Here is a 6,938-nt window from a genome sequence, read left to right on the forward strand (position 1 = left end):
CCGATGCCAACGGCAAGGCCGAATCGTCGAGCATGGTCTATTACGCCGACACCAGCGCAAGCCACCACCCGGGCGACCTTGCGAGCGTGCGCAACAGCGTTGGCGAGGTGACCAGTTACCTCGAATACAGCGACGATGGTTTGCCGACCAAAATCCGGTATCCCAGCGGCCAGGTAGTTGAATCCGAATATGGCCCGCGCCAGCGCCTGGTGTCGAGCACGATCCGCGATGCCAGCGGACGCGCTGAAACCACGCGCTATGAGTACGACGTTGCCGGACAACTGATCCGTATGACCGCACCCGACGGCTCTGCGCTGGAATACACGTATGACGACGCGCACCGCCTCACCGGTTTGCGGGACCGTGCCGGGAACAGCATCAGCTTCACGCTCGATGCCATGGGCAATGCAATACGCCAGGAAGTGAAAGACCCGAGCGGCAAATTGGTGGCGCAGAGCACCCGCGCCTTCGATGCGCTCAATCGCCTGCAGCGGGAACAGAAAAGCGCGAGTGATCCAGGCGCGCGTTTCGAATACGACGCGGTCGGCAACCTGACAGCGAGCATCGATCAACTGGCACGCGTCAGCAAGGGAACTTACGACACCTTCAACCGTCTGATACGACAGACGTTGCCTGCGGCGGATGCCGCGGGCAAACCGGCATTGATCGACTACGCCTATACGCCGCAGGATCAGCTTGCATCAGTGATCGATCCGCGCCGCTTGCCGACGCGCTATGTCGTCAACGGACTGGGGCAGCAAACGGACCTGAGCAGCCCCGATACCGGCAGCACGCACACGCAGTTCGACGGGGCCGGGAATGTGATAGCGACCCTTGATGGGGCCGGACGCAAGACCGCCTATCGATATGATGCGGCGGGCCGCGTGACCGGGATCGGCACCAGTACGTTCGAGTATGGCGCGGCTGGCAGTTCCGCAGCGGCCCGTATCACGGCAATGACGGATGAGACCGGGAAAACGATGTACGGCTATGACGGCATGGGGAGGCTCACGAGGAAGGAGCAAACGAGCGGCCCGGTGTCCAGGCGCTTCGTGACCGCCTATACCTACGGTAGTGAGGGAAGCGCTGTTGGGCACGTCACCTCGATGACCTACCCCAGCGGCAATCGCATCGACGTCACCTATGACAGCAACGGGAAGCCATCTTCCCTGAGCCTGACGCGCCCCGGCGCTGCGCGCGCGACGATTCTGAGTCAGATCACCTACCAACCATTCGGCGCTGTGCGCTCCTGGTTATGGGGTAATCACAGCGCGGGCAGTTCCAATCAATACGAGCGCCAGTTCGACCTGGAAAATCGCATTGTCAGTTACCCTCTCGGCCACCTGAAAGCGGTAGGTGCGACGCGCACGCTCAGTTACGATGCCGCCGGACGGATCGTGGCGAGCACGCATGCGGGGAATGCCACGTCAACCAGGCTGGACCAGCGCTACAGCTACGATGGACGGGATCGCCTGATCGGCTTTACCAGCGCTACGGCCAGCCAGCGCTTCGAGTACGACGCCAACGGTAACCGTACCAAAGCCGTTATTGGCGCCAATAGCTACTCCAACACGATCGATCCCCGCAGCAACCGGCTGACTGCCACCTCCGGACCGGGGCCAGCGAAACGCAATACGTACGACGCCACGGGCAACCTCATCAACGACGGAACGGTGCGCTACGGTTACGGCAGCAACGCGCGCCTGACCAGCGTATCGGGCAGCGGTAGCGGGGTTGTCCAATATCGCTACAACGGGCTTGACCAGCGGATCATCAAGTCGGGTACGGCAGGTGCATCGACATACTTTGTCTACGACGAGGCCGGGCACATGATCGGCGAGTACGATACAGCGGGCACCCCGTTACAGGAAACGATCTATTTTGAAGGAATTCCGGTCGCAGTGATCAAACTGCGTACAGCGGGAGCCGGGGAAAATGCATACTATGTCTATGCTGACCACCTGGCGACACCACGGGTTATCACGCGCGCCAGCGACAACAAGATGGTGTGGCGCTGGGATGGCGCAAATCCGTTCGGGGAGGATCCGCCGGATGAAAATCCGAACCGCTTGGGTGCTTTCGCCTACAACCTGCGTTTCCCAGGACAATATTACGACCGAGAAACCAATCTGCATTACAACTACTATCGCGACTATGATCCGCAGACAGGACGGTACGTGCAGTCGGACCCGATTGGACTTGACGGCGGCATTAACACTTACGGCTACGTCGGGGGGAATCCACTGACATTCATTGATCCCTTCGGGCTGGATTCCACGTGCATGTCGGCGTGCAAAGCAGTAGGCGGTGGTATTGGTGGTGCGGCTGGATATTATGGAGGTGGAGCGGCGGGAGGGACTGTCGGCGGCGTTGTTGGTGGCGCCCTGGGTTCCATCGTGCCAGGTGCCGGAACTGTTGTAGGTGGTTCTGCAGGTGCAAGCGCGGGGGCCGTTATTGGCAGTAGGGCTGGTCTAGCCGGTGGAATGTTTGCCGGAACGGCGATTGGCAAGGCTGTCGGCAATATGGTTTGCTCGTCTTCAGAAGGATATCCGCCTTCAAAAGAAGAATGTGATGCCCAGTGGGAAGATGCAAAGAAAACATGTCGGGACATAATTTATGAACAGATGCAACAGCGAGCCGGTAGACGTAAAAAGCGGAGCGTGAAGGGCGTGACTGGCGGCTATACAGATGTCGATAGCTGCGCAAAAGGTTTGGTTAGCGAGGAATGTGGAGGTAATAATGTTGACTATAGTGTCAGAAAGCCATAGAGATATGAAATCTATTAGACCGAAATCTGAGGATGAGCTCGAATCAATTTTGAAAAGTGCATACGACTATGCTCGTAGTGAGAATTATGAAAAGGCAATCGAATTGTGTGATTGGCTTATGCAGGATTCATCAACCGAAATCGCTGGACGTCGAGAGCGTGCGGCAGTGAGATCTCGTATGGGCGACATTGATGGAGCGATTATTGACTTGAAATATGTTATAAAAACTGATGGACTAGAACCGGCCGACTTCTATACGCTCGGAATATTGCTTTTAAGAAACGGATCAACAATTGATGCAATCGAACAGTTCGGTGATGCTGTGAAAACAGGTGACGCTGCTAAAAATCACTACTACAAGAATTCGTCGCTTTTATTTCGCGCCGAGGCAAAATTGAGAGTGTGCGATTTTGAGGGAGCACTGAAAGATGTCTCAGGTCTCCCAGACGGATACAACACTTATTTTTCTGGCACAGGTATGCGAAGTAAGGAAGATATCGCTGGCGAAGCAAAAACCGCCATTGAGCGCAAGGCACGGTCTAAATTTCAGTTCAAAAAATAACGCGTAGGCACGGGGCGGGTGTGGGCGAATATCGGGCCGTTTCGGCGCTGCTGTGGTGAATTGGGCGCCTGCTCCCGATTAGGTTTGTGAGCTCGTCGGCGGATAGATAGGCGCTCATTTCAATATCGTCCCAAGGTGGGCGCCGAGCTTGGCCCAAGCATGGCGGTTCTCGCTGGAATTTCCGCCATTTGATATGCAGGACGTTGCTTCTTCCCTCAGACACTCGAACGATTACACAACATTAAGCGGTCGAAGCCGATTGCGAAGCCGATCCCCTGGCGATACGTACCACCACCGACCACCTGTTTCTGGGCACCCAGCGCCGGCACGGCGACTTCAAATCCATCCGTCGTGTAGTAATCCAGTCCACGTTTCACCGCACGCGCAAGCACGTAGTCGCTGGTCTTAAGGCCAACCATTTTCTCCGCGAGGGCAATCAGCTCGTCCCGGATGGTGTCGGCGTCCGGATTGAGCACTTCCAAGCCAAATTGAAAGAACTCGCGGTACCGGCCTTCTTGCGGCCGTTCATAGCGCCAGCAGCGTTCGAAGTACCAGAGCTTCACATTCTTCTGGCGCGGGAAGTGTTTGTCGGCGATCAGCTGGACGGTCGCTGTCGCCTCGGGTCGCAAACACAGCGAACGGTTTTTCTTGTCCGGAAAAACGTACATCTGCGACAGGATTTCCGGCCCCGCTTTGTCGACGTAGACGTCCGATGGTTCCACCGAAGGCAGCACGATTTCTTCAAATCCGGCCGCTTCGGCGATGCCGATCAGTTGATTCAACAATACGCGGCGGTTCTTTGCCTCTTCGCCCGCGATAATGCGCACACCCCTGGCTTGCGCTTCAATTTTCAATTCCATGATGATCCCTATACCGTCAGCGGTGCACTGCGTCGTTGCAATCACCGCTGCAAAACAAAAAAGCCCTCGCAGCGTCGCTGGGAGGGCTTTCTCAGTGATAGGGCTTATCAATCACCAAGCAATAGCTCTCCCAGCCGCGGATGCGAAGCGTGATGGTGAGCGGATTGCTTGGTGAATGTGTTCATAAAACCATCGTAACGTGTCGTGTGCGGCATGTCAACGGGTGACCAGCCGCCGGTAAATGCCTCTACTGACCTAATTTGGTTCGCACCGCATCGGCCATCGGACCCACTTCCTTGACCGCGGCAACCAGCTGTTCCTTGTTGATGCCCAGCGCCTCGGTCCAGTATCGCACCTCGTGTTCTTCATTGACGTTAATACGGCTGCGGTCCTGCTGCCCGCGGATATGGGTGTCATCTGCCATGCCTGCCTCCTTGCGATTGTCGAGTGCCAAGCTTCTCACGCGATGCGGCTGTGTTCTGTTCGCTTGCTCACGCAGGCAAGCATTCAAGAACGTCGCCACGCAAGCGCCTGCTGCCTGCGCTGCGCCCCCTTGTAGAGATAGGCGGCCATGCCTGGCGCCAGACGCTCGGTGGCGCCATCGGAAGTGACCTCTCCCTGTCCGGCGAGAACGTAATACACCTCGTCATGGTCAATCCGGTGCACGCCGATGGCAGCCCCCGGATGGAGCACGCGTTTGCGAAACTCCATCGAACGCGGCGCGGGCACGGCATCGCTAATACGGTAAGCCGTGGACATGCCGATCGCACCGTGCGGCGGCGCTTCGTCGCGCTTGACGTCGTCTTCCCGAACGACGACCATGGCGGGTCCCGCAGCCATCAACAGCATTACCAGCATCATCCGATGTTGCTCCTCGTATTCTGTTCGACAGCCGGCCATCCCGGTGCCCGCAAGCGAATTAAAGCACGTCCGCTTGCCGTACCGTTTCTTTGCACTAGGAGAATTACATGTTGGGAACACTTGTCGGGGACATCTACGGTTCCCATTACGAGAAATCGCGCACGCCATCGCGCACGCTGCCCGAGCTGACAGCGGCGCACTCGTTCACGGACGACACCGTCATCACGCTGGCGGTGGCACAGCATCTGCTGACGGGAACACCGCTCAAGGAAGCGTTTCGTGCCTGGGTTGCCGACTATCCGCAGGCAGGCTACGGCAAGCTGTTCGCCGCCTGGGCGCTGGGATCGTCCCCGGAAGAGCTGGTGAGCTGGGGTAACGGCGCCCTGATGCGCCTCGGCCCTGTCGCCGCGCTTGCCACAAGCCTGCAAGACGCACGCCGCGTGGCGGCGGACATCACGCGCTCCACGCACGGCCATCCAAGCGCGATGCAGGCAGCCGACACCTACGTGCAGTTACATTGGGCAGCGCTGCACGGCGCCAGCAAGGCGCAGTTGCTGGCGTCATGGGAAGCGGGCGGCGGCACCCTGCATGCGGTCGAGGCCAATCACCAGGCCGGTTCCCCGATGCGGGTGCGCGCCGACGATACGCTGGAGGACGTGATGAGCTGCCTGGCGGAAAGCGACGACGTCGATTCGCTGCTGGCCGCCTGCCTGTATCACGGCGGCGACAGCGACACCATCGCCGCGACCGCTTGCGTGCTTGGTGAGGCGCTCTGGGGCGTGCCGCAAGCGCGGGTGGACGCCATCGCTCCCTTCCTGGACGAGCGGGTAAGGGCGGCCATGGAGCAGCTCGACGGCGCCATCGGCCGCCTGAAGCGCGCCTAGCGTTGCCGGACGGCGCTGCGCGGCGGCCACCGCAGGCGTCAGAGCGCGTCGAGCGCGGCGGCGATACGCGAAATCCCGTCCAGCGCGCCAAGCGCAATGCCGATATCGCGCGGCAAGCCGACGGCCGATTCGCCCGGATTGACCCGAATCAGCGGGCGCCGCTGGCTTTCGCCGAACACGCGCACCGATGGAATCCATGTGCCGGCGCCGATTTCGATGATCACCGCCTGGCTCTGGCGCGCCAGCCAGAGGTCGAGGCGGTGCTCCTGCTGGTCGGCATACACGGAATCCCACAGCCGGTCGCCAAACATCAGGATGTTCGGCCGTGCGATGTCGCCGCAGCGGGGACAGCGTGGAAGCGGGCAAGTGAGCAGGCACTGCTCCTCATCGACTACCGGCACGAACGCTTGCGCGGACCAGGTCGGCTGGCCGCAGTCGCCCAGGCATTGCAGTTTTTCGATGCTGCCGTGGCATTCGACGACGCGCTCATGCGCCATGCCGCTGCGCTGGAATTGTCCATCCACATTGCTGGTGAAAACAAAGGCCCCGCCAGGCAGGCGCGCTGCGATCTTGTTCAGGAGGCCGAACCCCGCGTGCGGCAGCGTGCGCCGGTACAGCTGCAGGCGGTGTCCGTAAAATCCCCATGCCACCTCGGGACGCTCGCGAAAGGCGCGGGGATTGGCGATGTCGGTAAACCGCAAGCCGTGCGTGCCCAGGGCCGGGTAGGCGCGCCAGAAGCCCTGGTCGCCACGGAAGTCGGGCAGGCCGGAATCGATGCCCATGCCGGCGCCGGCCGTGATCACCAGGCCATCGGCCTGGGCGATGAGGGCGGCCGCGTCGGCGCACGCCTGGTCGATAGAGGTGTTCGTCATACGGACATTCTTCAAAAAATGGATGGCTGTCATTCTACGGCGTTTGTCTGAACGTGCCTTCCAGCACCAAATTCCCTGGCAATTGCAATACCCGACCGCAAAATTTATTTGAGGAAAATGGTCACTTGTTT

7 protein-coding genes are annotated in these 6,938 nt (G+C 59.5%); 3 read left to right on the forward strand and 4 right to left on the reverse strand.

All coding sequences use genetic code 11. The annotated features are described in order from the left end of the window. Both RBA41_RS33115 and RBA41_RS33120 read left to right on the forward strand, forming a co-directional pair. Positions 1-2,768, forward strand: a 2,768-nt coding sequence (locus RBA41_RS33115) for an RHS repeat-associated core domain-containing protein (RefSeq protein WP_306628597.1), incomplete at its 5' end; no start/stop codon positions are given. Beyond that, positions 2,740-3,330 (forward strand): tetratricopeptide repeat protein, encoded by a 591-nt coding sequence (locus RBA41_RS33120; protein WP_306628598.1) that lies wholly within the window; start codon positions 2,740-2,742, stop codon positions 3,328-3,330. The genes RBA41_RS33115 and RBA41_RS33120, both read left to right, overlap by 29 nt. Positions 3,331-3,545: 215 nt before the next feature. Here RBA41_RS33120 and RBA41_RS33125 read toward each other — a convergent pair whose 3' ends face one another. The 3 genes from RBA41_RS33125 to RBA41_RS33135 form a co-directional block, all read right to left on the reverse strand. Beyond that, positions 3,546-4,190, reverse strand: a complete 645-nt coding sequence (locus RBA41_RS33125; protein WP_306628599.1) for an ATP phosphoribosyltransferase regulatory subunit — start codon at positions 4,188-4,190, stop codon at positions 3,546-3,548. A gap of 247 nt (positions 4,191-4,437) precedes the next feature. Then, positions 4,438-4,614: a DUF3606 domain-containing protein gene (locus tag RBA41_RS33130; RefSeq protein ID WP_306628600.1), complete on the reverse strand. Its 177-nt coding sequence runs from the start codon at positions 4,612-4,614 to the stop codon at positions 4,438-4,440. A gap of 83 nt (positions 4,615-4,697) precedes the next feature. Then, positions 4,698-5,051 (reverse strand): cupin domain-containing protein, encoded by a 354-nt coding sequence (locus RBA41_RS33135; RefSeq protein ID WP_306628601.1) that lies wholly within the window; start codon positions 5,049-5,051, stop codon positions 4,698-4,700. Between the two features lie 107 nt (positions 5,052-5,158). Here RBA41_RS33135 and RBA41_RS33140 point away from each other — a divergent pair, with 107 nt between their 5' ends. Continuing rightward, positions 5,159-5,935 carry an ADP-ribosylglycohydrolase family protein gene (locus RBA41_RS33140; RefSeq protein WP_306628602.1) on the forward strand — a complete coding sequence of 259 codons (777 nt, stop codon included), beginning with the start codon at positions 5,159-5,161 and terminating at the stop codon, positions 5,933-5,935. A gap of 38 nt (positions 5,936-5,973) precedes the next feature. Here the strand turns inward: RBA41_RS33140 and RBA41_RS33145 are convergent, their stop codons facing one another. Continuing rightward, positions 5,974-6,807: an SIR2 family NAD-dependent protein deacylase gene (locus RBA41_RS33145; protein WP_306628604.1), complete on the reverse strand. Its 834-nt coding sequence runs from the start codon at positions 6,805-6,807 to the stop codon at positions 5,974-5,976. Positions 6,808-6,938: the final 131 nt, after the last annotated feature.

The sequence above is a fragment of the Massilia scottii genome (assembly GCF_030846495.1).
Taxonomy (GTDB): domain Bacteria; phylum Pseudomonadota; class Gammaproteobacteria; order Burkholderiales; family Burkholderiaceae_D; genus Telluria_A; species Telluria_A violaceinigra.